The organism is Ornithinimicrobium pulveris, assembly GCF_050261105.1.
Classification (GTDB): domain Bacteria; phylum Actinomycetota; class Actinomycetes; order Actinomycetales; family Dermatophilaceae; genus Ornithinicoccus.
Genome location: NZ_CP189837.1, coordinates 1345542 through 1367834, shown reverse-complemented (window position 1 = coordinate 1367834; position 22293 = coordinate 1345542). Strand labels below are relative to the sequence as shown.

The window sequence follows — 22293 nt, the reverse complement described above, 5'->3', positions numbered from 1 at the left end:
AACGGCGCCCCCCACGGTGATGCTCGCCTCCGGTCGCGACTTCCCGGACGCGCTCGTCGGAGCCCCGGTCGCCGGCGCCCGCGCGATGCCGGTCCTGCTCACCGCGACCACCGGTCTGTCGTCGGCCACCCGCAGCGCGCTCACCACGCTCGGCACCACCCGGGTGATCATCCTGGGCGGCCAGGGCGCGGTCTCCAGCACGGTCGCCGACCAGCTCGCCGCGATGGGGATCGTCACCGAGCGGTGGTCGGGCAGCAACCGGTGGGAGACGGCGGTCGCGGTGTCCCAGCGCGGCTTCCCCTCGGGTGCCCGTGCCCGTATGTCGTGTCCGGGCTCGCCTTCCCCGACGCCTTGTCGGTGGCGCCGGCTGCGGGCGCGAACGGGTGCGTCCTGCTCCCGGTCAACGGCGATCGCGTCAACTCCTCGGTGCTGACCGAGGTCACCCGGCTCAACCCGTCGTCGGTCACCTTCGTCGGCGGCACCGGGGCGGTCCCGGAGGTCTCGGCGCAGGCGATCATGGCGGCCACCCATGGGGCGAGCCAGAAGCGGCTCTCGGGCACCAACCGGTTCGCCACCTCGGCCGCGGTCTCGGCCTCGGGCGCCTTCCCGAGCAGCCGTCCCGAGGTCTTCGTCGCCTCCGGTCGCGCCTATCCGGACGCGCTGACCATCGCCGCGGTCGCCGGTGCTCGCAAGGCTCCGCTGCTGCTCACCGACACCGGCTCGCTCCCGGGCCCGATCGGCACCGAGATCCGGCGGCTGCCCACCCCGCGGGCGATCATCGCGGGCGGCACCGGCGCGGTCAACGAGACGGTCGCCGCCGCGATCAAGGCGGCCCTCAGGTAGTCCCCACCTCGGCCGGGACAGCCGCCACGACCGCCTGTCCTGGCCCGGTCAGCCGCAGCTCGCCCTCGCTCGCGGGCACGTAGACCGCACGCCCGCGCGGCAGCACCTGGTCCTGCCCACCGGCGTGCACCGTGACCTCACCTTCGATGGTCAGCACCAACCGCGGGCCTGCGGCCGGCACCTCGATCCCGTATGCCGTGTCACCCACCTCATCCTCGTGCCCGACCTCGTGACCCGCCGGGGCATCCACCACCAGCAGGGCGAACTCCTCTGCGCCGCACTCCACCAACCGAACGCCTCGGGACACCTGCGCCATCGACACCAGCTCGGGCAGGGCGGGGCGCACCACGGTGCACTCACGGACGAGGTCGCGGTCCATGTGCTTGCCGGTCATGCCGGCACGCAGCACATTGTCCGAGGCCGCCATGATCTCGATCCCGAAGCCGCGCAGGTGGGCGTGCAGCACCCCGGCCTCCACGAAGATCGCCTCCCCCGGACGCAGGGCCACCAGGTTGAGCAACAACGAGATCAGCCAGCTCTGGTCGTCGGGATAGCGACGGTAGAGATCGGCCGCCACCTCCACGCTCGCGGCCCAGGAGGACGCGCGCGCAGGATCCGACGCCGCGCCCGGTTGTCCCGACCCGGCCATCGCTGATCCCCCGGCGGCAGCCCGCTCCGTCAAGCGCACCGCGAGGTCCTCCGCGCCCTCCGGCCGGCCCTGCAACAGCTGCCCGAAGAGCTCGGCCAGGGCGGGGGCTCCGCCCGAGGTGAGGGCGGACGCCATACGGGACGCGGTAGGTCCACCGATGTCCTCCAGGAGCGCGACCGCCTCCGGCACCGGACGAAAACCCGCGAGCAGCAGGCTGTCGTCGAGCGCGACGAAGAGCTCGGGCTTGTGCCGGTCGTCCTTGAAGTTGCGGTCGGGGGCCTCGCGGGCCGGGCCGTCCGCCTCCTCGCGGGCGAACCCGCGCCGCGCCTGGTCGCGGTCGGGGTGGACCTGGAGGGAGAGCGGTTCGGCGGCGGCGAGCAACTTGAGCAGATAGGGCAGCTCGACCTCCTCGCGCAAGGAGCGCCCGTCGGGCAGCTGGGACGCGCCGTCCGGGTGGGTGCCGACCCAGAGCTCAGCGGCCGGGCTGCCCGCGCCCGGGAGATCGGCGAAGGCGTGCAGGCGCGCGCGGTCGCCCCAGGCATAACCCTTGACCTCGGTCGTCAGCAGATCCATCTCCGCGCTCTCGCTCGCTCCAGCAGTGTGCGTCGTCATCGTAGTGAGGCCTCCCGTGCACGCGGACGTGCGCATCGGTCCGCCTGCCCACGCCCACCTGCGGCGACGCGGGCACCTCGCGCGATGCGCACGGCGGGCTGGACCGCAGCGGTGGCAACGTGGCGGTGGCACAGTGGGATCACTCCGCTGCGGGCGGGCAGTCATCCCGTGGGGGGACGCTTTGTGGGGGCTTTCTCGGGACACTGGAGGGGAAGGAGCGCCGGACCGCCCCGACCGGCGCGCGGGAGATGGAGCGGGCCGATGGCGTCCAATTATCGACTGACCCGGAACGAGCGCCGGGAGCTGGCCCAGCTCGAGGTCAGCGTGGCCAGACCCCTCGCGGCGCAGGCCAGGACCGCGCATAGCTATGCCGAGGTGCACCTGCGCCACGCGCAGGACCGAGCCCAAACGGCCGTCTTCACGCTCGAACCCTCGATCCCGCTGCGGGCGGCAGTGATCGAGGCCACCCACGAGCTGCAGCTGCACGAGCGCTGGGTCCGGCACACCGCGGAGTGTGCGTCTATGGCCCAAGACCTGATGGCCGAGCTGGCTGAGGACTATGGGGCGGAGAACACCAACCCGGTCGAGATGCCGAGCTTCCCCGACACCGAGGAGGAAGCGCTGGAGGTGCTTGCCCAGCTCGAGGTGGCGCTGGCGCGCGTCCGGGACCACGACCCGCAGGGGCGGGCCGGCACGGGCACGGGCCCGATCGCCTGGGATGACGTGGCCCGCACGATCACGGGCCTGCGCTCCTCGCTGCCACGGGCATACGGGGAGCTGCACGGCCCTGGCCCCGGCGCTGAGCGCGCCGCGTCGTAGGTGGAGCGCCCCGCGTAGATGGGTCGCGCCGGCGCCAGCATCGCTCGGCGCTGGCCTGCGTCAGGACAGCTTCATGATCACGGTCTTGGTCTGCGTGAAGGCATCCAGCGCCTCATAGCCCTTCTCACGGCCATAACCCGACTTCTTCCACCCGCCGAAGGGCAACTCCACCCCACCACCGGCGCCGAAGGTGTTGACGAAGACCTGCCCGGCCTGGACCGCGGCCGCCATCCGATGCGCCCGGCCCAGATCGCGCGTCCAGACCGCACCGAGCAGCGCGTAGTCGGTGGCATTGGCCAGCGCGACCGCCTCCTCCTCATCCTCGAAGGGCATCGTCACCAGGACCGGGCCGAAGACCTCCTCCTGGGCGATCCGCGCGGTCGGCGAGACCCCGTCGATCAGGGTCGGGGCGTAGAAGGAGCCACCGGCGAGGCGCTCGTCATCGGGCGCGCTGCCGCCGATGATGACCTCACCGCCGTGGTCCTCCTCGACGAAGCCGGCCACCCGTTCCTGCTGCTTGCGGGAGACGAGCGGGCCCAGGTCGGGGTCGTCCTTGCCCGGCCCGATCCGCACCGCCTCGAAGCGCTCGACGATCTTGGCCACCAGCTCCTCCCGGATGGAGGAGTGCGCGAGGAGCCGCGACCCGGCCGAGCAGGTCTGCCCGGCGTTCTGCAGGATCGCCTTGGCCGCGAACTCCGACGCCACGTCCAGGTCGGCATCGGCGAAGACGATCTGCGCCGACTTTCCGCCCAGTTCCAGCACGGTCGGCACCACCCGGTCAGCCGCGGCGTGCGCCACCCGCGAGCCGATCTCTGTCGACCCCACGAAAGAGATCAGCGCCACCTCCGGGTGCGCGGTCAGCGCCGCCCCGGCCTCGGCCCCGATCCCGGTCACCACATTGAAGATCCCCGCCGGCAGCCCGGCCTCGATCGCGAGCCGGGCCACGTGCACCGCCGTGCGCGGCGTCTCGTCGGCGGGCTTGATGACGATCGCGTTCCCGGTCACCACCGCCGCGGCGACGGCGCGCGAGAGCAGCTGCAGCGGGTAGTTCCACGCCACGATCGAGCCGACCACCCCGAACGGCTCGCGCCGCGTATAGACGTGCAGGTCTGTCGCGAGCGGGATCTGCAGCCCGTAGTAGCTCTCGATCGCGTGCCCGTAGAAGCGGAAGTAGCGCGCCGCCACGCTCACATCGGTGCGCGCCTGGCCGATCGGCTTGCCGGTGTCCTCGGACTCCAGCCGCGCCAGCTCCTCGGCATCGCGCTCGATCAGCCCGGCGATCCGCAGCAGCACCTCGGCCCGGTCGGCCGGCAGCGTGGCGGCCCAGGCGGGCTGCGCCTCGCGCCCGGCGGTGACCGCCCGGTCGACCTCGTCCTCACCCGCGCGACCGATCCCACCCAGGCTCTCGCCGGTGGCGGGGTCGATGTTCTCGAAGGTCTGCGCACTCTCGACGCTGGCTCCGTCGATGAACGACCAGGTGGTGGCTGCCGTGCTCTTAGCGCTCATGTCACCATCCTCGCAGGAGCGGGCGCTAGGACCAGTCGAGGCTTCCGATGATCTGCCGGGCCAGCAGGGCCGCCTCGTCCGGGCTGCCCTGCACCAGCAGCAGCACGCTCTGCCCCGGTCCCGACACCGCCGCGAAGAGCTTCTCGAACTTCGTCCCCTCATACTCCCCCGTGCACTGCCACGCCATCGCGGCACCGTGCCAGTCCTCGTGGGTCTCGCAGTCCAGCCCGAAGGACGCCACCTGCCCGGTCACCGCGTAGATCCCCTCATCGATCGCGGTCTCGCCTCCGTCATAGCGCGAGAGGATCACCTGGTCGAGGTCCTTATCCGCGTGCACCTGGCCGATCTCGATCACCTCGGGCTGGTCGGAGATCCCGAAGTCCTCGTATGCCGTCGGCAGGGTGATCGTGAACGCGCCGGAGCGCGCTTCCACCTGCTGGACGTCCGCGGGCGCCGCCCCGTTCGCCGCCGTCCCCTCCTCCGTGTCGCCGCCCCGGTCGGTGCGATCACTGCCGCAGGCGGTCATCGTCGTCGACAGTGCCACCAGCGCCGCGATCAGCACAGCCTGGACACCCCTGCTCCCCGAATTACCAGTCATGGCGACTGAGACTAGCCCGCCGGCGGATCGGTTCCAGGTGAAAGAAGGCTCAGTTCGGCGGCCGCCCGTGCGCCACCAGTCGTCCTCGCGACGTCCAGTCCGCGAGCTCGATGACGGCCAGCGCGGACGTCTTCATCTGCGGCGTGATCTCACCCGCGCCGTCCTCGAGCAGCCGGTCGAGCAGCTCCTCGCAGGCCGGGTTGTGCCCGACGAGCACGACCGTGTCCACATCGCCGGGCAGCCCGCGCACGACCTCGTGCAGGTCGTCGCCGTCGAAGGTGTAGGCCAGCTCCTCCCGCCGCACCGGCGGCGCCTCGTCCAACTCGGCGGCGGCCAGGTCCCAGGCATATGCCGCTCGCACGGCCGGGGAGACCACGGCCAGCTCGAGCGGCTCGCCTCGGGCGTCGAGGAAGGTGCGCAGCCAGCGCCCCGCCTCCGCGGCCTGTCGTCGACCGCGCTCGTTCAGCGGTCGCCGCCGATCATCGACCGGTACCGACCAGTCGGACTTGGCGTGCCGCATCAGGATCAGGGTCTTCAGGCGCCCCTCCGCACCCCCATCTCGCGAGGTCCCTTCTGGCTCAACGGGGGTCATCGGCTCTGCGTTGAGAGGGTCGGGGAACATGCCCACCACGCTAGCGCCAGCGACACGGCGACGTTCCGCGCTCAGCGAACCCTCAGCCAGATCACCCCTTGGGGGGTAGTTTCCTCCTTCCGCGCACGTCAGGGTGGGGTCAAGGTTCAACTACGTCGTCCCACGTCAGGAGCTTCATGAGCGCCGAGCCTGTCCCCGTCGCCTCTCTGTGGGAGTGGCAGCACGAGGGCCTGTGCCGCGAGTCCAACCCCGAGATGTTCTTCCATCCTGAGGGAGAGCGGGGTCCGTCACGTCGTTGGCGAGATGAACGCGCCATCGCGATGTGCGAGCAGTGCCCGGTGTTGGTGCAGTGTCGCGAACACGCCCTGACCGTCCGCGAGCCCTATGGGGTCTGGGGTGGCCTGACCGAGCGGATGCGCGAAGACATCTGGGCCGAGCAGGACAACGCGCTCAGCGACCCCGCCTGAGCCACCCGCTCCGCCAGTCCCCAGCTTTCCGCCCTCCTCTCCGGCGCAGGCCCTCGTGCGTGAGGAACTACCCCAGCGCGTCCTCCTCCAGCGCCCGCAGCACCGCCGCGTGGTCGAGCTCGCCCTCCCCGCGCTCGACCATCCGCCCGTAGAGCTCCCGGGTGAGGCGGGAGACCGGCTGGGACACGCCATACCGGGATCCGGCCTCGAGGATGAGGTCGAGATCCTTGAGCTGGTTGCGGCACGCCCCGCCTCCGGAGAAGTCGCCGGAGATGTAGCGAGGTCCTTTCTGCCGCAAGGCTTCCGACCCCGCGAGGCCACCGCCGAGCACCTCGAGCACCGCTTCCACGTCCAGCCCGCCTGCCTGCGCCAACCGGACCGCCTCGCCGAGCGCCGCGAGCGTGCCCGCGACCACCGTCTGGTTGCAGGCCTTGGTGAGCTGCCCCGCGCCCGCCGGCCCGAGGTGGCGCACCGTGCTCCCCATCGCCTCGAGCAGCGGCCGCACCCGCGCGACGTCCTCCTCCGCACCCCCGACCATGATCGCCAGCCGCCGCTCCCACGCGCCCTGCGGGCCACCGCTGACCGGCGCGTCGACCACCCGGACCCCGTGCTCGGCCAGCCGCTCCCCCAGCTCGACGACCCCCACCGGGCTCACCGTCCCCATCACCACCAGGACCGGCGCACCGCCGCGCTCCGCCCACCCCGCCAGCAGCCCGTCCGGCCCGTCCACCACCTCCTCCGTATGCCGCAGCTCCGGCAACATCGAGACGACCACGTCCGCGGACCTCGCCACCGCCGCCGGTGAGGGGTGCGCGGTCGCTCGACCCCCCTCGGCGGGGTGCGCCGCGAAGGCCTCGGTGACCGAGCCGGTCCGGTTCCAGGCGTGCACGTGGTGCCCCGCACTCACCAGCGCCGTCGCCATCGGCAGCCCCATCGGGCCCAGGGCGAGGAATCCCACCTCGGTGCGCGTGTCGTCCATGCCCGGATCATGCCGCACGGTGCGAGAGTGTCCCCATGGGAGATACCCGCGTGAGCCGGGCGACCACCCGCCTGGCCCTGGCCGTGTCCGGGTTGCTGCTGCTCGCCGTCATCGCCGGGATCCTCGCCTCGACCCGGACGCCGTCGACGCCCGAGGGTAGCCCGGAGGCGACCGTGCAGGCCTACGCCCGCGCGATCTTCGCCAACGACAACGAGGCCGTGGTGGCCCAGCTCAGCCCGGACACCGAGTGCAACCCGGACACGCTGACCTACTGGGTGGACTCGCGGTCCCGGGTTGTCCTGCGGGACAGCAGGATCACCGGTGAGTACGCCCGCGTCGACATCGAGATCGTCAACCAGGACACGGGGATGATCGGCAGCGCGCCCTCCGGCGACCGGCAGACCATCGACCTGGAGCGGGTCGATGGCCGGTGGGTGATCACCGGTGAACCCTGGCCGATCTACTACAACTGCGAGCAGGTGAACCGGTGATGGCGATCGGGATCCTGCTCATCCTGGCCCTCATCGTCGGAGCGGTCGTGGTGCAGGCGGTCATGCGCGTCCACCGTCCGGCCCAGCCGGTGCACCACTCGCCGCAGACCGCCGGGCCGCGGATCCGCCGCTTCTTCCAGTACCTCCTGCTCGCCGGTCTGCTTTTTGCCGCCCTCGGTGGGGTGAGCGGCCTCGTCGGCCGGGCCGTGGACCCCACGGAGCGCTTCGACGGGGGCCCTGACCTGGCGCTGATGCTCACCTTCACGGTGGTGGCGCTGCCGCTGTGGTTGGCGCTGGCGTGGTGGACGCTGCGCCAGCAGCGGCGCGATCCCGAGGAGGCCACGACCGCCGGCTGGTCTTGGTATCTCACCGCCGTCGGCCTGGTCACCCTGGCCGTCGCCTCGGTCGGGTGGTATCAAGCGCTCTCGGTCCTGATCTCGCGGACGCAGGCCTTCGACGGCAGCGCGCTCGCCATCCCCGTGGTGTGGTCGACGGCGTCGGCGCTGCACCACATCTATGGCCCCCGCCGCACCCCTGCCGATCTGCTGCGGCCGCTGCACTTGATCGGGTCGTTGGGTGGTCTGATCACTGCCACGGTCGGCTTGATCCTGGTGCTCTCGGCCACCCTGCGCGAGTTGCTGGGACTCACGCTGCCGACGCTGGTCCCGCGGACGGTGCCGCTCATCCTGGACGGCGCCATCGTGCTCGGGATCGGTGTGGTCATCTGGTCGCTCTACTGGCTGGCGCGGGTTGCGACGAGCGAGCGGGACACAGGGTGGCACGCGCTGGTGCTGCTCTTCGGCGTGGGCGGCGGGCTGCTCGCCGCCGTGATCGCCGGGTCCCTGGCCCTGTATGGCGTGCTCGTCCTCCTCGTGGGTGAGCCCACCCAGACCGACCCGGCCGTGCACCTGCATCCCTTGCCGACCCAGCTCGGAACGGTGATCGCGGGCTTGCTGGTCTGGTGGTATCACCGCACCCTGCTCGCTGGGCGGCCCAAGGGGCTGCGCGAGCGGACCGAGGTCAACCGGGTCTATCGCCATCTGCTCGCCGCGGTCGGGCTGATCGCCGCCAGCGCCGGGCTGGTGATGGTGATGGTCACGATCGTCGAAGCCGTGGCAGGTGGCGCAGACCTGCTCGTCGGGCCGTCGGCGATCAACGCCCTGCTCGGGTGCCTGGTGCTGCTGGCCGTCGGGGTGCCGGTGTGGTGGTGGCACTGGCGGCATGCTCAGCACGCGCGTCGCCTCGACCCCACCGGCGAGGTCGCCTCCCCCACCCGCCGGGCCTATCTCCTGCTGCTCTTCGGCCTGGCCTTCGTCGCGGCGGTCATCGCGCTGATGACGCTCGTCTACCAGATCCTGCAGAGCGTGCTGGACGGCGGCGTGGACGCCGAGACCATGCGCCGGATCCGTTTCCCGCTCGGCATCCTGGTGACGACCTCACTGCTGTCGGCCTATCACTGGACGGTCTTCCGCGAGGATCGCGCGACGGCCGAGAAGGTCGAGGCTGAGTCTGCGGTCGCTGAGGGCCACCGGGACCAGGACCTGGCCGCCGGCGAGGCAGGGGTCACCTCGGCGGGGACGAGTTCAGCGGCCGGGAGTTCAGCGGCCGAGAGTTTGGCGGCCGTGACTGCCGCGGCTGGGGGTTCAGCGGCCGCGACGGCAGCCAGACCGACCACCCCGCGCCATGTCGTCCTCGTCGCCCAAGCAGCCGCCACGGACTCGCGCGTCGAAGCCCTGCGCGCCGACCCGCACCTCCACCTACAACTCGTCACCCGCACCGACGGCGCAGCCACGCCGTGGACCGAGGAGGCTGTCCGCTCCGCCCTCGCCCAGTACCCCACCGGCGACCTCGTCGTCCTCGCCGAGGAAGACGGCCTGCGCGTCATCCCGGTCCAGCTGACCTGACCCCTCAGCCCCAGCCAGCCCAGCTAGCCCGGCAGCCCTAGCCACCCCACCTGCCCCCTCAGGCCGGCCAGCCCATCTACCCCCGCAGCCTCGTACACCTCACCTACCCCGCGGCCCCAGCCACCCCATCTGCCCATCCACTGAAACGTGCACAACGAAAGCAGCCGAGGGAAAGGCGCAGGTGAGCGTCGGCATACGGGACGTTGTGCACGTCTGAAAGTCCGCCCCGCTGGACGGATCAGACCCAGATCGCGGCGTCGAGGCCGTCGCTGAAGCGCTCAGGCTCGCGCGGCAGGCGCTCGGCAACGCCACGAGCGATGCGGGAGACGCTCCAGGCGACGGCTGCCGCGTCGAGGATGTCGTCGGCGCCCGTGCGGTTCAGGTCGAGGTCGGCGGGCAACTCGATCCCCTGCCCGACCAGGAGCCCTGCGCGGGTGCGAGCGCCTTCGGCGGTCTTCTTGGAGTGCTCCAGCGGCGCCCCGGCCATCACCGCGAACGACAACTCGGGATGCACCTCGAGGACCTGGAGCGTCGGTTCACTGCGGCGAACATAAGCGTCGACGTCGAGGATCGCCTCGCGCAGGTAGTACGCCTGCGCGGAGACCGACCTGCCCGACAAGGACGTACTCACGGTGCGGGCTTCCTTGTACGTCGTGGCCTGGACCGCATCCCGGATCGGGGTGGCGAAGACCGAGCTGCGTCGGGGACCCAGCCGAGCCCGGGCCAACCGATCGGCCTGCCGAGGCCCCAAGTCGGGCAGGCCTATCGGGATGTCCACCCCGACCAGCTCGAGCTCGGCGTGCGCACCCGCCCGGTGGATGAGCGTGTCGATGTCCGGTGCGGAGACGATCTGCATCGCGCCGACGCCGGAACGCGGCAGCAAGGCTCCGACCCAGCTGCGGCGAGCCCGGTCGACCCCGAGGACGTAGGCGCCGCCCGTCGGGTCGACCGCGTCCTCGCGCGAGGCCAGACCGAGCAGTTCGACCGAGAGCCCGACGGCCTGGTGCGCGTTCTCGACCATGAGCGGCCGTCCGCCGTCCCGCTCCTCCAACTCAGCAAAGAGGCTCGCATCGCGGAAGCTCAGCACCGGAACCCCGGTCCGCAGCGCCAGCGCGATCTCGCTGAGCGTGCCCCAGCTGTTCCCGACCCCGATGAGCACGTCGCAGCTGCGGACGAGCAGAGCGTTGCGCATCTCCCCCATCCCCGTGGGGACGGTGAGAGTCAGATGCGGGTTCGCGGCATCGCGATCCTCGCCGGGCAGCAGCCCGATGCTCGTCCCGCCCTCCTCGGCGCACCCCCGGGCCGCCCCGGCCATCACGCCACCCAGGCCCCCGGTGACGACGACAAGTCCCTCGCACGCGAGCAGCCGCCCGACCTCGACTGCGAGCGCGACCTCCTCCGGGGTGGCGTTCGACGGCCCGACCACGCCGACATAGCGGGCAGGATGGCGCAGGCGGTGACTGTGGCCGGCCCCCCGGCCATGACGATCCGTGGCCCCGGTCACGACAGATCACGTCCCCGGTCGGGGGTGGAGCGGTGCGAAGTCGGGCGGTCAGGGATGAGGCGGGACACGGCATACCCCAGACCGAAGAGCGCCAGGCCGGCGAGCAGGGACAGCAGGAAGAACCACGGCTGGTCCACCATCGGCAGCAGCGGCTTGTCCCGTTGATAGAAGTAGTTTCCGCCGGTCAGCGCGTTCGTGACCACCGCGGCGAGCGCATAGATGAAGAACCAGACGATCGCCCGCCGCAGCCCCGCGAGGCTCGGCCGCCAGTCGGTCGTGATCCACGCGAAGGCGGGTATGAGCAGCACGACGGCGTGGTTGACGAAGAAGCTCCAGCCCAGGATGTTGTCCACGGGCTGAATGTTCTGCGGGTAGGCGAAACTCGTGTAGGCCCAGGTCCCGAAGAAGAACAGCACATCCATCACCCGCCGGCTCCCGGTCGCCAGATAAACCAGAGCGAGCAGCACCGAGATCCGGGAGATGTGCATCGGCAGCGAATCGTCCCAGCGCCAGCCGGTGGCGGCGTAGAAGCCGTACATCGTGCACTGCTGGATGATCACGAAGCCCAGCGCGACCCGGCGGATCGTCCGCGCGTGCCGCCGCACCCGATCGCGATTGGTCAGCAGCAGCACGGCGAGGAGCACCACCCCGCCGACGTAGCTGAGGTGGTCCGGCCCGCCCACCGAGATCCACTCCGGGTGCGGGTCGAGGAAGGTGTCCACCCTCGACAGGCTAGGCGGTGGTGGGTGCAGTTGCCGGACCGCCGCGGTGGGGACAGGCTGGGCCTATGAGCGAGAACACCAGGGACGACGGTTTCGGCGACTTCGACTACACCCGCGAGCAGGCGGAGGACGCGGCGGTCAACCTCGACGAGCCGGACGCGACCGACGACGTGCCGTGGTCGCCGCCGGAGAGCCAGCCGCTCTTCGACGAGGGCCAGGAGGACTCGGCGGGCGATGGCGAGACGATCGATGAGCGGATCGCGCAGGAGGAGCCGGAGCTGGGGACGGCGTACGGCGCCCCCGAGACGCCGGCGCAGCTGCGCGAGGAGGGCGTGACCGAGGACGTCGTGCCCGGCACCGAGGAGGCCGCCGAGAGCGCGGAGATGCTGGGCGGGGACGACCCGGACGCCATCGCGCCGGAGGAGGACGTCTACGCCCCGGAGCCGTGAGGCTTGGGCTGTGCTGAGCTCTGTTCGCGCGCCTCGAGCGTGAAGCCCTGGTCGCGCAGGCGGTCGGTCAGCAGATCACCGATCGCCACCGCGGGGGTCAGCACGCCCCCGTCCCGTATGTCGTCGCGCTCCTTCCCGCGCGACTCCACCAGCGCGAGAGCCGACTGGCCGAGCATGACTGAGGTTGCGGCATACCCGGGATCGCCGTGGGCGGCGACGGTGGCGACATACTGGCGTCCGTCGTCGGTGGTGGTCGTGGTCTCGACCCGGAACCGGCCGGCTGCCCGCGCCTGTGCCGAGGGTCCCTCGCCGGGAGCGGGCAGCAGGCGCTCGGCCAGCGAGCTGACGCCGGGGGTCACGAGGGCTGCGGCGAGCGCGCCGAGACCGGCGGTGAGGCCGAGCGCGCGGAGCTGTCCACGTGCGCCGCGCCCGGTGGGGGTGACCTCGCGATAGCGGAAGCGCTCGCCGTACCCCTGCTCACGCAGCGCCTGCGAGCGGCGGACGAGGCGGGTGTTGTAGGTCGCCATCAGGAAGGGCGCGTTCCACTCCCCCGTCTGCGCGTCGACGAAGGGCGTCCAGACATCGCGCTGGCCGGAAGCGCCGCGCGCGCCGCCGGTGAGGGCGAACGGGTCGCCCGCGAGGCGGCGACGGGCCGGGTCGTCCTGGACGGTGCGCAGCTGCAGCCGCATCGAGTCGATGGTGCCGCCGCTCAGACCGCCCTTGAGGGTGCGGACGCGCAGGGTGGTGTCGGCGAGGCCACCCGCGTCGTCCGCGTCGGCGGCGCGGCGCAGCAGGTGGACGGCGAGGTCGGAGGGCACGGAGTCGAAGCCGCAGGAGACCACGATCCGGGCGCCGGTCTCGCGGGCGCGGTCGTGGAAGCGCTCGGCGATCTCGCGGACGAAGAGGACCTCCCCGGTGAGGTCGGCGTAGTCGGTGCCCGCCTCGACGCAGGCCTGCACCAGAGGTATGCCGTAGCGCAGGTAGGGCCCGACGGTGCTCACCACCACACCGGTCGCCTCGGCGAGGGCACGGAGGCTGACGGGGTCGGTGGAGTCCGCCTCGATGAGCTGCCAGTCGGCGGCGCGGGGGCCCAGATCAGCCCGCACCTGCTCAAGGCGCTCCCTGGAGCGGCCCGCGAGGCCGATCCGCAGTCCCTCGGGCGCGGTGGTGGCCAGGTGCTCGGCGGTGAGGCGACCGACGAAGCCGGTGGCGCCGAACAGGATGAGGTCAAGGGTGCGGGCCATCGGTCCAGCATGCAACACGCAGGTCGACGCGGTCGGCCCGGCTCCCCGCCAGGAAGGCGACCGAGGCGAGAGGTAACGTCGAAGGCTGACCTGACCACACGGCATACAGGAGCATCGTGACCACCCTCCCCGGCAGCTCGATCGAGATCTTCCCGCTCAACCTCGGAGGCAACCCCTTCGGGTGGACCGCGGATGAGAAAGCCAGCCACGAGGTGCTCGACGCCTTCGTCGCGGCGGGCGGCACCTTGGTGGACACCGCCGACTCCTACAGCGCGTGGGTGGACGGGCACGAGGGCGGTGAGTCCGAGGCGATCATCGGGCGGTGGCTGGCCGGACGCAGCCGCGAGGACGTGCTGATCGCGACCAAGGTGGGCAAGAAGCCCAGCCGCGACGGGCTGGCCCAGGCGACCGTCGACGCTGCGCTGGATGAGTCGCTGGAGCGCCTCGGGACCGACGTCGTGGACCTGTACTACGCGCACTTCGACGACGAGTCGGTCGCGGTCGAGGACCAGGTGCGGACCTTCCACGGTCTCGTCGAGGACGGTCGGGCGCGGGCGATCGGACTGTCCAACTACTCCCCCGAGCGGCTGCGCGCGTGGTGCGAGTTCGCTCGCCAGGAGGGGCTGACCATGCCGGCGGCGCTGCAGCCGCGCTACTCGCTCGTCTCCCGGGAGGCGTATGAGCGCGACTACGCCCCTCTCGCGGAGGAGTTCGGGATGGCGGTCTTCTGCTATCCGGCGCTGGCCTCGGGCTTCCTGACCGGGAAGTACCGCTCGGAGGCGGACTTCGAGGGCGCGGCACGGGGGTCGGCGGCCAAGCGGTATGCCGACGCCGGTGGTCTGCAGGTCGTCGATGCCCAGGTCAAGGTCGGAGAACGGCACGGCGTCGAGCCGGCGACGGTGGCGCTCTCCTGGCTGCTGGCGCGCGACGTGACGGCACCGATCGCGTCGGTGTCACGCGCCTCCCAGCTGCCCCCGCTGATGGCCGCGCCCGCGCTGAAGCTGACCGAGCACGACCTCGCCGAGCTGGACGACGCGTCCCAGGGGTTCTGAGGCCTGACGAGGGTGTGCGGGGTTGCTTGGGCCCCGAGCGGGACTCGCCATCGCTCACCTCCGGCCAGTACCCGCCCACCGCCTCCCACCCGGCGTGTCTTGCACTGTGCAGATCTGGTGTTGCGGGTCGGCTACCTGGGCGCAGATCTTGCACAGCCGGATCTGCACATCAGCGGCACCTACGCTCGCTCAGCCCTCGAGCGTCAGCCTCCGGTGGTGAACCGCGGCTCGCGCCGCCCGCCGCCATAGCCGAACGGCTCCATCGGAGGCCGCCGCTCCAGGTCCTTGCGGAAGCCACGGCGCGCCAGGAGGGTGAGCACCCCGGCCAGCGTGAAGGCCACCGCGGCCACCCACCAGGCACCCTGGAAACTCACCAGCGAGACCACGAGCCCGAAGGCGAGCGGCCCGAGCGCCCCACCCACGAACGCCCCGGCCTGCACGACCGAGGACGCGCTCGTGGGGGCGTCGCGGCCGAGGCGAGCGACGGCATACAACATCAATCCGGGCCACGACCAGCCCACCGCGAACGCCACGAAGCCCAGCACGACCACCGCCCACGGCGTCGGCAGCGCGCCGAGCAGCGCCACGCTCACGCCACCGACGAGCATCATCGTGGCGACGACCGGCAGGTTCGCGCCGTAGCGGCGGTCGGCCTGGAAACCGCTCGCGATGCGCACCAGGATCGAGGTGCCGGAGCCCGCGGCCATCAGCACCCCAGCCTGCCCGACGGTGAGGCCGACCTCGTGCGCCCAGCTCGCCAGATAGGCGCCCAGGAAGTTGGCCGCCGCGCTCGCCGCCGTGATCGCGGCGCCGCACAGCAGGAGCGGTCCCCAGGGCGCCTTGTCCAGTCCCGTATGCCGCTTCTCCCCCTTCTTGCCACCTCGCCGCGGCGCGGGCTCGGGGCGTGATCCGCCGTTGAGGAGGAGTCGGGCGAGAGCGGTCAGCGCGACGAGCAGACCGATGCTGCCGACGATCGCGAAGGTGGCGCGCCAGCCGAGGTAGGCGGTCGTGGTCGGGACGGCGAGGCCGCCGAGCATGATCGCGGCGGGGACGGCGCTCTGCTTGAGTCCGAAGCCCAGGCCCCGGCGATGGGCGGGCAGCAGGGTCGCGACGGTGCGGTTGGAGGTGCCCTGGCAGATCGCGTTGCCGGCGCCGAGGAGGGCGAGCGCGGCGACCAGGCCGATGACCTCCTGGACGAGGAGGGCGACGCCGAAGGAGCCGGCGGCGACGAGGAGGCCGCCGAGGAGGTGTCCACGGGAGTCCCCGAAGCGCTCGATGAGCGGGCCGCCGAGGATGGTGACCAGGGCCGCGACGGCGAAGAAGGTGCTGACCACGAGGCCGAGCTGACCTGCGCCGAAGCCGAGGTCGCGCATCAGGAGCACTGCCTGGGAGCCGACCAGGAAAGGCGCGATCGCGCCGAGAGTGGTGAGCGCGCTGGCACCCACCATGAGGCGCGCGCTGCGGCCAAACCTGGGCAGGTGGGGCACGCGCTCTCCTCTGGGTGGCGACACGAACAGATCGACGTGATCGATTTTCCCCCACGCAGGCCGTCGATGATGCACGATGTGCTGGTCAGGGTTGGCATGGGGCCTCCCCCACGTGGTCCAAGGGGAGTACACATGAAGAAGTTCGCGTCAGTCCTGTGCGGTCTTGGGATGGTTGCCGGGGTGGGGCTGTCTGCGCCCGCCGGTGCGGCCGAGAGTGACCCTCAGGAGCCCTACACCTACGACGTCATCACGATGACGACCGACGACCCGAGGGCGCAGGCTGTGCTTGCCGAGCTCGATGCTCAGGTGCCGGGATGGCGGGCGAAGGTGCAGGCTGCCCGCGAGGCCGCGCCTGCCGAGCAGCCCGTGCTCGAGGCGGTGAACCGGGCGATCAATCCGGATGACTACGTGTGCGGTGCCACGGCGTTGGACGCCTATGTGGACGAGATCCTCACCGGCGTCGATGAGTGGACCTTCTTCCTTCTCGCCATCCTTGGCGCGTTGGAGATGCCGACCTACGACGCCCTGCTCTATGGCACGCAGGGCGATCCGGACTATGCGCTGCCCGGCGACGCCAAGGCCCTGAACAAGGCGTTCAGCAAGCTGAAGAAGTTCTGGACGATTCCCTCCGCTGACATCCAGCTGATCGGGATGCACGGCGAGATGCTGGCGGACCGGGACCGGCTGACCCGGATCATCTCGGTGTTCTACGGGACCGACGCGGCCGACAGCGCAGAGATCGCCGACCTCATCACCGAGATGATCGCGAGCGAGCCCGAGTTGGAGGGTGGCGAGAACCCGATCTTCACGCTGAACGCCTTCGCCTTCTCGGCCGAGGAGATCAACGAGCCGCTCTTCGAGGGAGTGCCGGACAAGATCGTCATGGGCGAGGGCATCATCGATGCGGTGAACTGGATGGGGCTGGGCACGGCGGGGTCCGAGGCGATCCTCGCCCACGAGTTCGCCCACCACGTGCAGTTCGAGGCTGGCCTGATCGAGGCGGACCTGCCGGAGCCCGAAGCCACCCGTCGGGTGGAGCTGATGGCGGACGCCTTCGCCTCCTACTCCGCTGCCCACCGGACCGGCCTCAACCTGCGCAAGGACACGATCCTGAAGGTGCAGGCCTCCTTCTACAACGTGGGTGACTGCCAGTTCGACTCCCCCGGACACCACGGCACGCCCAACCAGCGACTCGCCGCGGCCACCTGGGGTGCCGACCTCGCGATCAAGGCCCAGAAGCAGGGCCACAAGGTGAGCATCTCGACGCTGTCGGACAAGTTCGAGGCCCACCTGCCGATCCTGGTGGCCCCCGACGCCCCCTGACCCTCCCCGCCCGCCATCCCCCACCGGACGCGCGGCATGCTGCCGGAATCGCCCACCGAACGCGCGGCATGTCGCCCATCCGGGCCATCGGACGCGCGGTGTGCCACCGGCTATCCCCACCGAACGCGCGCTGTGCCGCCGATCCGGCCCACCGGACGTGCGGAAGCTCGCCGCTGGCGCCACCCAGTCGCGATTTCAAACGTGCACAAGGTGCAGGTGCCGGGCAAAGCCGCAGGTGAGCGTCGGCATACGGGCGTTGTGCACGTTCGAAAGTCTGCCGATCCTGGTCCGGTCCCATGTCTCGATGACTGTGGATCTGCGCGGTGGGGTTGGGTTGCCATAGCGACCCAACCCCACCACGCGCCTGCCCGCGCCAGCTTCGCCCGCGTCCGGTCGCCACGATCCCCAGCACAGCGGACGTCCGGTGGGCAATTTCCGGTGCACCACGCGCGTCCGGTGGGAGTCAGGGGCGAGTGTAGACCTGCTCGCCGGCGAGATGGACCGAGCGGACCCGCTCGCGGAGGTCGACGAGGTCGTCGAACTGGCCGTCGATGACAACGACATCGGCGATCTTGCCGGGCTCGAGGGTGCCGTGATCACCCTCGACGCCGAGCAGCTCGGCGGCCGAGCTCGTGGTCGCCTCCCAGGCCTGCTGCGCGGTCATCCCGAGCTCGGCCATCAGGCGTACTTCCTCAAGGTTGGTGCCGTGGACACCGACGCCAGCGTCAGTGCCCATCGCGACCTTGACGCCCGCCTCGACGGCGCGGCGGAAGGAGTCGTCGTGGATCTCGGAGACCATCTTCGCCTTGGCGAGGACGCGGTCCGAGATCGAGGCGCCCGCCGCGGCGAACTCCAGGACGGCCCGCGGCGCTGAGAGCGTGGGGACCAGCCAGGTGCCGTGCTCGAGCATGAGGTCGATCGCCTCGTCGTCCAGGTAGATCCCGTGCTCGATCGACCGTATGCCGCCACGCACCGCGGTCTTGATGCCGTCGGTGGCCTGGGCGTGGGCCATCACGTGCAGGCCGGCGGCGCGGGCCTCGGTGACCAGGGCAGCCACCTCGTCATCGCGGAAGTGCCCGTGGAGGGGGTTGCTCAGCGGCGACATCACACCGCCGCTGGTCGCGACCTTGATGACATCGGCACCGGCGCGAATGAGCTCCCGGACCTTCTTGCGCATCTCCTCCGGTCCGTCGACGACACTTGACGGGACCCCCGGGTGAGCGGCGATCAGACCCAGCTCGGCGCCGCAGACATGCCAGTCATCGCCGTGTCCCCCGGTCTGGCTGAGCATGTTGATGGCGATCTGCATGCGAGGGCCCCGGGTGATGCCGCGGCGGACGGCTTCGGCCAGGCCGAGGTCCGAACCGCCAGCCTCACGCACCCAGGTGATCCCGGTCTGCAGGGTGGCCCGCAGGCGGTGCGTGGCCTGGAAGAAGGGCAGCGAGAAGGGCGTCTGCAGGATCCGCATCAGGTCGGGCTGCTCAAACATGAAGTGCACGTGGCAGTCGAAGAGGCCGGGCAGCACAGTCGTGCCCGTGCAGTCCACGACCTCGTCCGCGTCATGGCCCAGGCTCGCCCCGACCTCCTCGACCCGACCGTCCACGACATAGACATCGGCGGTCGCGGGCGCCGACCCTGTGCCGTCGAGCACGGTGCCACCGGTCAGCAGAAGACTCGTCATGGCCCCACCGTATGCGTCATCACCGTCGCCGGGTGGCTGTGGGCGGCCCACAGCCAGCACACTCAGTCCTTCACACATGCACAACGGAGAAGGTGAGAGGGAAACAGCAGGTGGGCGACGGCATACATGGCGTTGTGCCCGTTCGAAAGTCCGCCTCAGCACACCCAGCCGGCCAGGGATCAGGTCTGAACCGCCGTTCAGCTCTCCCACCGGCGCCTCAGCGCACCAGGCCGATCAGGCCTTGCGTGCGCGGGAACGACCAGAGCCGTCCTTGGCCTCCTGCCCCTCGCGCTTGTCACTGCCGCCGGGAGCGTCCGCGACCTCACCCTGCGAAGCAGTCTGGTCCTGCGGCCGGGAGGACGCCTGCTCGATCCGGTCGACGACCTCGACGCGCGGGTAGACCGGCTGCCACATCAGGTCGTAGATGTCCTGGATCGGGTTGGCGAGGGTGCGGGTGGCGACGCCCTCAGCCTCAGCCGCCTGGGCGACCCGCACCGCGACCGCGGCCGATACCGCCCGCAGCTGACGCATCGAGGGCAGCACCGGCGAGCCGGGGCGACGAGCCGAGGTCATCTCCGCCACGGCCTGCGCCGCGGCGGTGATCATGCCGTCGGTGACCTGGGTGGCGCGCACCGCAACCGTGCCAAGACCGATACCGGGGAAGACCAGTGCGTTGTTGGCCTGAGCGAACTCATAGCTGACGCCGCCGTACTCCAGCGGCGCGAAGGGCGAACCGGTCGCGATCAGCGCCCGACCCTCGGTCCAGTCGATCAGGTCCGCCGGCACCGCCTCGGCCTTGGGAGTCGGGTTCGACAGCGGCATGATGATCGGCCGAGCGCAGTGCGAGGCCATGTCGCGCACGATCGCCTCGGTGAAGGACCCGGCCTGGGCCGAGGTGCCGATGAGGATGGTCGGCTGCACGTTGGCCACCACCTCGGCGAGGTCGTAGCGACCGGAGGACGTCCACCCGGCCAGCTCCTCGGCGGGGCGGGCGTAGCGCTGCTGGAAAGCACGCATCGGTGCGTCCGACCGCAGCAATCCACGGCTGCCCAGACCCCAGAATCGACGCTCGGCCTGCTCGCGGGACAACCCCTCGGAGACCATGATGTCGCGCATGAGGTCGGCGATCCCGATGCCGGCCGTGCCCGCGCCGTAGACCACGATCCGCTGCTCGGAGAGTTTCTCGCCCTTGGCCCGCACCGCCGCCAGCGCGGCCGCAGCAACGACCGCCGCAGTGCCCTGGATGTCGTCGTTGAACGAGACGTGCTCCTCGCGATAGGTCTCCAGGATCCGGTGCGCATTGTCGGCGCCGAAGTCCTCCCAGTGCAGCATCGCGTTGGGGTAGTGCTCCTTGACCTTGGCCACGAAGCGCGCGACGAAGGCGTCGTAGCGCTCGCCGCGCACGCGGGCGTGCCGCACACCCAGGTAGCCCGGGTCGTTGAGCAGCTCCAGGTTGTCGGTGCCCACGTCGAGCACCACCGGCACCGCCCGCAGCGGGTGGATCCCGGCCGCCGTCGTGTACACCGCGAGCTTGCCGATCGCGATCCGGATGCCACCCACGCCCTGGTCGCCGATCCCCAGGATGCCCTCGGAGTCGGTCACCACAATGAGGTCGACATCGTCCTCACCCTGGCCGTGCGAGCCGAGCGCGTCATCGATGCCGTCCGGGTCATCGATCGACAGGTAGATCCCGCGCGGCCGGTCGAAGGTGTTGCTGAACTCCTGGATCGCCTGACCCACCGTGGGCGTGTAGATGATCGGCAGCATCTCGTCGAGGTTCTCCGCGACCAACCGGTAGAACAGGATCTCGTTGAGGTCCTGCAACTGGTTGAGGAAGACGTACTTGCTGAGCGCATCCGGCTGGCTGCTGAACTGCCGGTAGGCACGCTTGAGCTGCTCGTTGAGTGTGTTGACCGCCGGCGGGAGCAGTCCCACCAGCCCGAGAGCACGACGCTGCTCGGGGGTGTAGGCCGGTCCGAAGTTGAGCATCGGCCGGGCCAGGACCTGACGGCCCCGGACAGCGATCTGGACGGACTCGACACCATCCTGGGTGCGGAACTGGTATTGGCGCGGCATGACCGAACCCTACCGCATCACTCCCGCATGATGGAATAACTTTTCCGCTCAATGGAGAGTCTCAGCGTTGGCGGAGCGAGCAACCCCCTCCCTGTATGTCGTGTCACTCCCCTCTACGGGGTCTCCCCCTTTCCTCCGCCAGCCACCTCGCCACCCCGGCGGTCCCGCACCGCCGAGCGCACGACGGCACCCAACCCGACCAGCGCGAGGGCACCACCCAGGATCCAGGCGAAGGGCGAGGGATCGGACGAACGGTCCTTGCTTCGACTCATGACGTGAGACTAGACCCGACCACCGACAGACCACCCCGATATCGTGATCCCGTGCCTGACGCTCCCGAGCTCACGGTGGTCCTGCCGCACTACGGCGACCCCGAACCCACCCTGGCCACGCTGCGTGCCCTCCTCGCCCAGGAGGACTCCCCCAGCACCCAGCTCATCGTCGTCGACGACGCCAGCCCCGAGCCCTTCCCCGACGTGGCAGACGAGGGGCTCCACGGCATACGGGTCCTGCGGCGAACCGCTAACGGCGGCTTCGGCTCTGCCGTCAACACCGGAGCCGCCCACGCCGAGGCCCCTCTCCTGCTCATCCTCAACAGCGACGTCAAGGTCGAGCCGACCTTCCTGCGCGACCTGCTCAGCGCGGCCGCCCCGTGGATGCCAGCCGTGGCCTCGCCCTGGGTGGTCGGGGAGGACGGGCGCTACCAGTGGGTCGGGCGGCATTTCCCGACCGCCGCTCACCAGGCGGTCGAGTGGCTCACGCCGCTCGCTCGCTTCCGACACCGCCCGCTCCTGCACGAAGCCGTCGGCCATGACACCTACCCCCAAGAGGGGCGCGACATGGTGGTGCACTGGGTGGTCGGAGCCTGCCTGCTGCTGCCGACCGAGGAGTTCCACGCGGTGGGCGGCTTCGACGAGCGCTTCTTCATGAACGCCGAGGAGGTCGACCTGCAGCGGCGGCTGCGCCCGCGCGGTCTCCCCTCGGTCGTCCTCGGGTCGGTGCGGCTCGTGCACGCCGGCGGCGGCTCCTCCGATCCGCTGCGTCGGCGGCGGTGGCTCGTCGAGTCTCGGGTGCGCTATGCCAAGAAGCACGGGACGGCGGTCCCGCTGCGCCTCGCGCTGTCGGCGGCCACGGCGGGCAACCTGGTCGCCAACACCGGTCGCCAGCTCGCGGGCAGGGAGATCGACGCCCGGCGCGTCGCCCGCGAGGAGTTCGATCTCATCTGGCGGAGCAACTAACGGGGGGTAAAGCGCGTCCCGGTCGCGACAAGTCGTGTCCCCGGTCGGGACAAAACG

At 70.9% G+C, this 22293-nt stretch carries 22 protein-coding genes; 10 read left to right on the top strand and 12 right to left on the bottom strand.

The window, feature by feature from the left end:
• Nucleotides 1–19 precede the first annotated feature (19 nt).
• Together ACQBAT_RS06260 and ACQBAT_RS06255 are read left to right on the top strand one after the other, a co-directional pair.
• Nucleotides 20–433, top strand: a complete 414-nt coding sequence (locus tag ACQBAT_RS06260; protein WP_420746006.1) for a cell wall-binding repeat-containing protein — start codon at nt 20–22, stop codon at nt 431–433.
• Nucleotides 325–843 carry a cell wall-binding repeat-containing protein gene (locus ACQBAT_RS06255; RefSeq protein ID WP_420746007.1) on the top strand — a complete coding sequence of 173 codons (519 nt, stop codon included), beginning with the start codon at nt 325–327 and terminating at the stop codon, nt 841–843. Before ACQBAT_RS06260 ends, ACQBAT_RS06255 begins: the two co-directional genes overlap by 109 nt.
• Here the strand turns inward: ACQBAT_RS06255 and manA are convergent.
• Nucleotides 836–2104 carry a mannose-6-phosphate isomerase, class I gene (manA, locus tag ACQBAT_RS06250; protein ID WP_420746008.1) on the bottom strand — a complete coding sequence of 423 codons (1269 nt, stop codon included), beginning with the start codon at nt 2102–2104 and terminating at the stop codon, nt 836–838. The genes ACQBAT_RS06255 and manA overlap by 8 nt on opposite strands.
• Before the next feature lie 261 nt (nt 2105–2365).
• Between manA and ACQBAT_RS06245 the strand changes: the two genes are divergently transcribed.
• Nucleotides 2366–2923, top strand: a complete 558-nt coding sequence (locus ACQBAT_RS06245; protein ID WP_420746009.1) for a hypothetical protein — start codon at nt 2366–2368, stop codon at nt 2921–2923.
• 60 nt (nt 2924–2983) lie between these two features.
• Here the strand turns inward: ACQBAT_RS06245 and ACQBAT_RS06240 are convergent, their stop codons facing one another.
• From ACQBAT_RS06240 to ACQBAT_RS06230, 3 genes are read right to left on the bottom strand one after another with little or no spacing between them, the layout of a single operon-like run.
• Nucleotides 2984–4429: an aldehyde dehydrogenase family protein gene (locus ACQBAT_RS06240; protein WP_420746010.1), complete on the bottom strand. Its 1446-nt coding sequence runs from the start codon at nt 4427–4429 to the stop codon at nt 2984–2986.
• A 25-nt stretch (nt 4430–4454) separates the two neighbouring features.
• Entirely contained in the window at nt 4455–5027 is a 573-nt protein-coding gene (locus ACQBAT_RS06235) for a hypothetical protein (RefSeq protein WP_420746011.1), read from the bottom strand.
• A gap of 49 nt (nt 5028–5076) precedes the next feature.
• On the bottom strand, nt 5077–5649 hold the full coding sequence (locus ACQBAT_RS06230) for a SixA phosphatase family protein (RefSeq protein ID WP_420746012.1): 573 nt from the start codon (nt 5647–5649) through the stop codon (nt 5077–5079).
• 146 nt (nt 5650–5795) lie between these two features.
• On the opposite strand from ACQBAT_RS06230, the gene ACQBAT_RS06225 reads away from it, so the two are divergent.
• The gene (locus ACQBAT_RS06225) at nt 5796–6086 is read left to right on the top strand and encodes a WhiB family transcriptional regulator (RefSeq protein WP_420746013.1); all 291 of its coding nucleotides are present in this window, start codon (nt 5796–5798) and stop codon (nt 6084–6086) included.
• A 67-nt stretch (nt 6087–6153) separates the two neighbouring features.
• Here ACQBAT_RS06225 and ACQBAT_RS06220 read toward each other — a convergent pair whose 3' ends face one another.
• Nucleotides 6154–7065, bottom strand: a complete 912-nt coding sequence (locus ACQBAT_RS06220) for an NAD(P)-dependent oxidoreductase (RefSeq protein WP_420746014.1) — start codon at nt 7063–7065, stop codon at nt 6154–6156.
• Between the two features lie 35 nt (nt 7066–7100).
• On the opposite strand from ACQBAT_RS06220, the gene ACQBAT_RS06215 reads away from it, so the two are divergent.
• On the top strand, nt 7101–7556 hold the full coding sequence (locus tag ACQBAT_RS06215; RefSeq protein WP_420746015.1) for a hypothetical protein: 456 nt from the start codon (nt 7101–7103) through the stop codon (nt 7554–7556).
• Nucleotides 7556–9460, top strand: coding sequence for a DUF5671 domain-containing protein (locus ACQBAT_RS06210; protein ID WP_420746016.1), 1905 nt, complete (start codon nt 7556–7558; stop codon nt 9458–9460). Before ACQBAT_RS06215 ends, ACQBAT_RS06210 begins: the two co-directional genes overlap by 1 nt.
• A gap of 238 nt (nt 9461–9698) precedes the next feature.
• On the opposite strand, the gene ACQBAT_RS06205 is transcribed toward ACQBAT_RS06210, so the two are convergent.
• On the bottom strand, nt 9699–10964 hold the full coding sequence (locus tag ACQBAT_RS06205) for a TIGR00725 family protein (RefSeq protein WP_420746017.1): 1266 nt from the start codon (nt 10962–10964) through the stop codon (nt 9699–9701).
• Complete coding sequence (locus ACQBAT_RS06200; protein WP_420746018.1) at nt 10961–11686, bottom strand: TIGR02206 family membrane protein; 726 nt, start codon at nt 11684–11686, stop codon at nt 10961–10963. The genes ACQBAT_RS06205 and ACQBAT_RS06200 overlap by 4 nt, the downstream gene beginning before the upstream one ends.
• 65 nt (nt 11687–11751) lie before the next feature.
• Between ACQBAT_RS06200 and ACQBAT_RS06195 the strand changes: the two genes are divergently transcribed.
• Nucleotides 11752–12135, top strand: a complete 384-nt coding sequence (locus tag ACQBAT_RS06195; protein ID WP_420746019.1) for a hypothetical protein — start codon at nt 11752–11754, stop codon at nt 12133–12135.
• On the opposite strand, the gene ACQBAT_RS06190 is transcribed toward ACQBAT_RS06195, so the two are convergent.
• Nucleotides 12117–13379 carry a saccharopine dehydrogenase family protein gene (locus ACQBAT_RS06190; RefSeq protein WP_420746020.1) on the bottom strand — a complete coding sequence of 421 codons (1263 nt, stop codon included), beginning with the start codon at nt 13377–13379 and terminating at the stop codon, nt 12117–12119. The genes ACQBAT_RS06195 and ACQBAT_RS06190 overlap by 19 nt on opposite strands.
• A 116-nt stretch (nt 13380–13495) precedes the next feature.
• Between ACQBAT_RS06190 and ACQBAT_RS06185 the strand changes: the two genes are divergently transcribed.
• Nucleotides 13496–14431: an aldo/keto reductase gene (locus ACQBAT_RS06185; RefSeq protein WP_420746021.1), complete on the top strand. Its 936-nt coding sequence runs from the start codon at nt 13496–13498 to the stop codon at nt 14429–14431.
• A 203-nt stretch (nt 14432–14634) separates the two neighbouring features.
• Here the strand turns inward: ACQBAT_RS06185 and ACQBAT_RS06180 are convergent, their stop codons facing one another.
• Nucleotides 14635–15918 (bottom strand): MFS transporter, encoded by a 1284-nt coding sequence (locus ACQBAT_RS06180; RefSeq protein WP_420746022.1) that lies wholly within the window; start codon nt 15916–15918, stop codon nt 14635–14637.
• A gap of 132 nt (nt 15919–16050) precedes the next feature.
• On the opposite strand from ACQBAT_RS06180, the gene ACQBAT_RS06175 reads away from it, so the two are divergent.
• Nucleotides 16051–17241, top strand: a complete 1191-nt coding sequence (locus ACQBAT_RS06175) for a hypothetical protein (protein WP_420746023.1) — start codon at nt 16051–16053, stop codon at nt 17239–17241.
• Between the two features lie 463 nt (nt 17242–17704).
• Here ACQBAT_RS06175 and ACQBAT_RS06170 read toward each other — a convergent pair whose 3' ends face one another.
• From ACQBAT_RS06170 to ACQBAT_RS06160, 3 genes are all read right to left on the bottom strand, one after another.
• Nucleotides 17705–18922: an amidohydrolase family protein gene (locus tag ACQBAT_RS06170; RefSeq protein ID WP_420746024.1), complete on the bottom strand. Its 1218-nt coding sequence runs from the start codon at nt 18920–18922 to the stop codon at nt 17705–17707.
• A gap of 234 nt (nt 18923–19156) precedes the next feature.
• A complete protein-coding gene (locus tag ACQBAT_RS06165) occupies nt 19157–20998 on the bottom strand; it encodes an NAD-dependent malic enzyme (protein WP_420746025.1) in 1842 nt (613 codons plus the stop codon).
• 113 nt (nt 20999–21111) lie between these two features.
• Complete coding sequence (locus tag ACQBAT_RS06160) at nt 21112–21270, bottom strand: hypothetical protein (protein ID WP_420746026.1); 159 nt, start codon at nt 21268–21270, stop codon at nt 21112–21114.
• A gap of 51 nt (nt 21271–21321) precedes the next feature.
• Here ACQBAT_RS06160 and ACQBAT_RS06155 point away from each other — a divergent pair, with 51 nt between their 5' ends.
• Nucleotides 21322–22236: a glycosyltransferase family 2 protein gene (locus tag ACQBAT_RS06155; RefSeq protein ID WP_420746027.1), complete on the top strand. Its 915-nt coding sequence runs from the start codon at nt 21322–21324 to the stop codon at nt 22234–22236.
• The last annotated feature ends 57 nt before the right edge of the window (nt 22237–22293 follow it).

Coding starts and splice junctions, on each gene's coding strand:
- ACQBAT_RS06165 (WP_420746025.1), bottom strand. CDS start 20,998: ATGCCGCGCCAATACCAGTTCCGCACCCAGGATGGTGTCGAGTCCGTC.
- ACQBAT_RS06190 (WP_420746020.1), bottom strand. CDS start 13,379: ATGGCCCGCACCCTTGACCTCATCCTGTTCGGCGCCACCGGCTTCGTC.
- ACQBAT_RS06235 (WP_420746011.1), bottom strand. CDS start 5,027: ATGACTGGTAATTCGGGGAGCAGGGGTGTCCAGGCTGTGCTGATCGCG.
- ACQBAT_RS06175 (WP_420746023.1), top strand. CDS start 16,051: ATGAAGAAGTTCGCGTCAGTCCTGTGCGGTCTTGGGATGGTTGCCGGG.
- ACQBAT_RS06230 (WP_420746012.1), bottom strand. CDS start 5,649: ATGTTCCCCGACCCTCTCAACGCAGAGCCGATGACCCCCGTTGAGCCA.
- ACQBAT_RS06260 (WP_420746006.1), top strand. CDS start 20: ATGCTCGCCTCCGGTCGCGACTTCCCGGACGCGCTCGTCGGAGCCCCG.
- ACQBAT_RS06160 (WP_420746026.1), bottom strand. CDS start 21,270: ATGAGTCGAAGCAAGGACCGTTCGTCCGATCCCTCGCCCTTCGCCTGG.
- ACQBAT_RS06245 (WP_420746009.1), top strand. CDS start 2,366: ATGGCGTCCAATTATCGACTGACCCGGAACGAGCGCCGGGAGCTGGCC.
- ACQBAT_RS06170 (WP_420746024.1), bottom strand. CDS start 18,922: ATGACGAGTCTTCTGCTGACCGGTGGCACCGTGCTCGACGGCACAGGG.
- ACQBAT_RS06215 (WP_420746015.1), top strand. CDS start 7,101: ATGGGAGATACCCGCGTGAGCCGGGCGACCACCCGCCTGGCCCTGGCC.
- ACQBAT_RS06225 (WP_420746013.1), top strand. CDS start 5,796: ATGAGCGCCGAGCCTGTCCCCGTCGCCTCTCTGTGGGAGTGGCAGCAC.
- ACQBAT_RS06220 (WP_420746014.1), bottom strand. CDS start 7,065: ATGGACGACACGCGCACCGAGGTGGGATTCCTCGCCCTGGGCCCGATG.
- ACQBAT_RS06210 (WP_420746016.1), top strand. CDS start 7,556: ATGGCGATCGGGATCCTGCTCATCCTGGCCCTCATCGTCGGAGCGGTC.
- ACQBAT_RS06195 (WP_420746019.1), top strand. CDS start 11,752: ATGAGCGAGAACACCAGGGACGACGGTTTCGGCGACTTCGACTACACC.
- manA (WP_420746008.1), bottom strand. CDS start 2,104: ATGACGACGCACACTGCTGGAGCGAGCGAGAGCGCGGAGATGGATCTG.
- ACQBAT_RS06240 (WP_420746010.1), bottom strand. CDS start 4,429: ATGAGCGCTAAGAGCACGGCAGCCACCACCTGGTCGTTCATCGACGGA.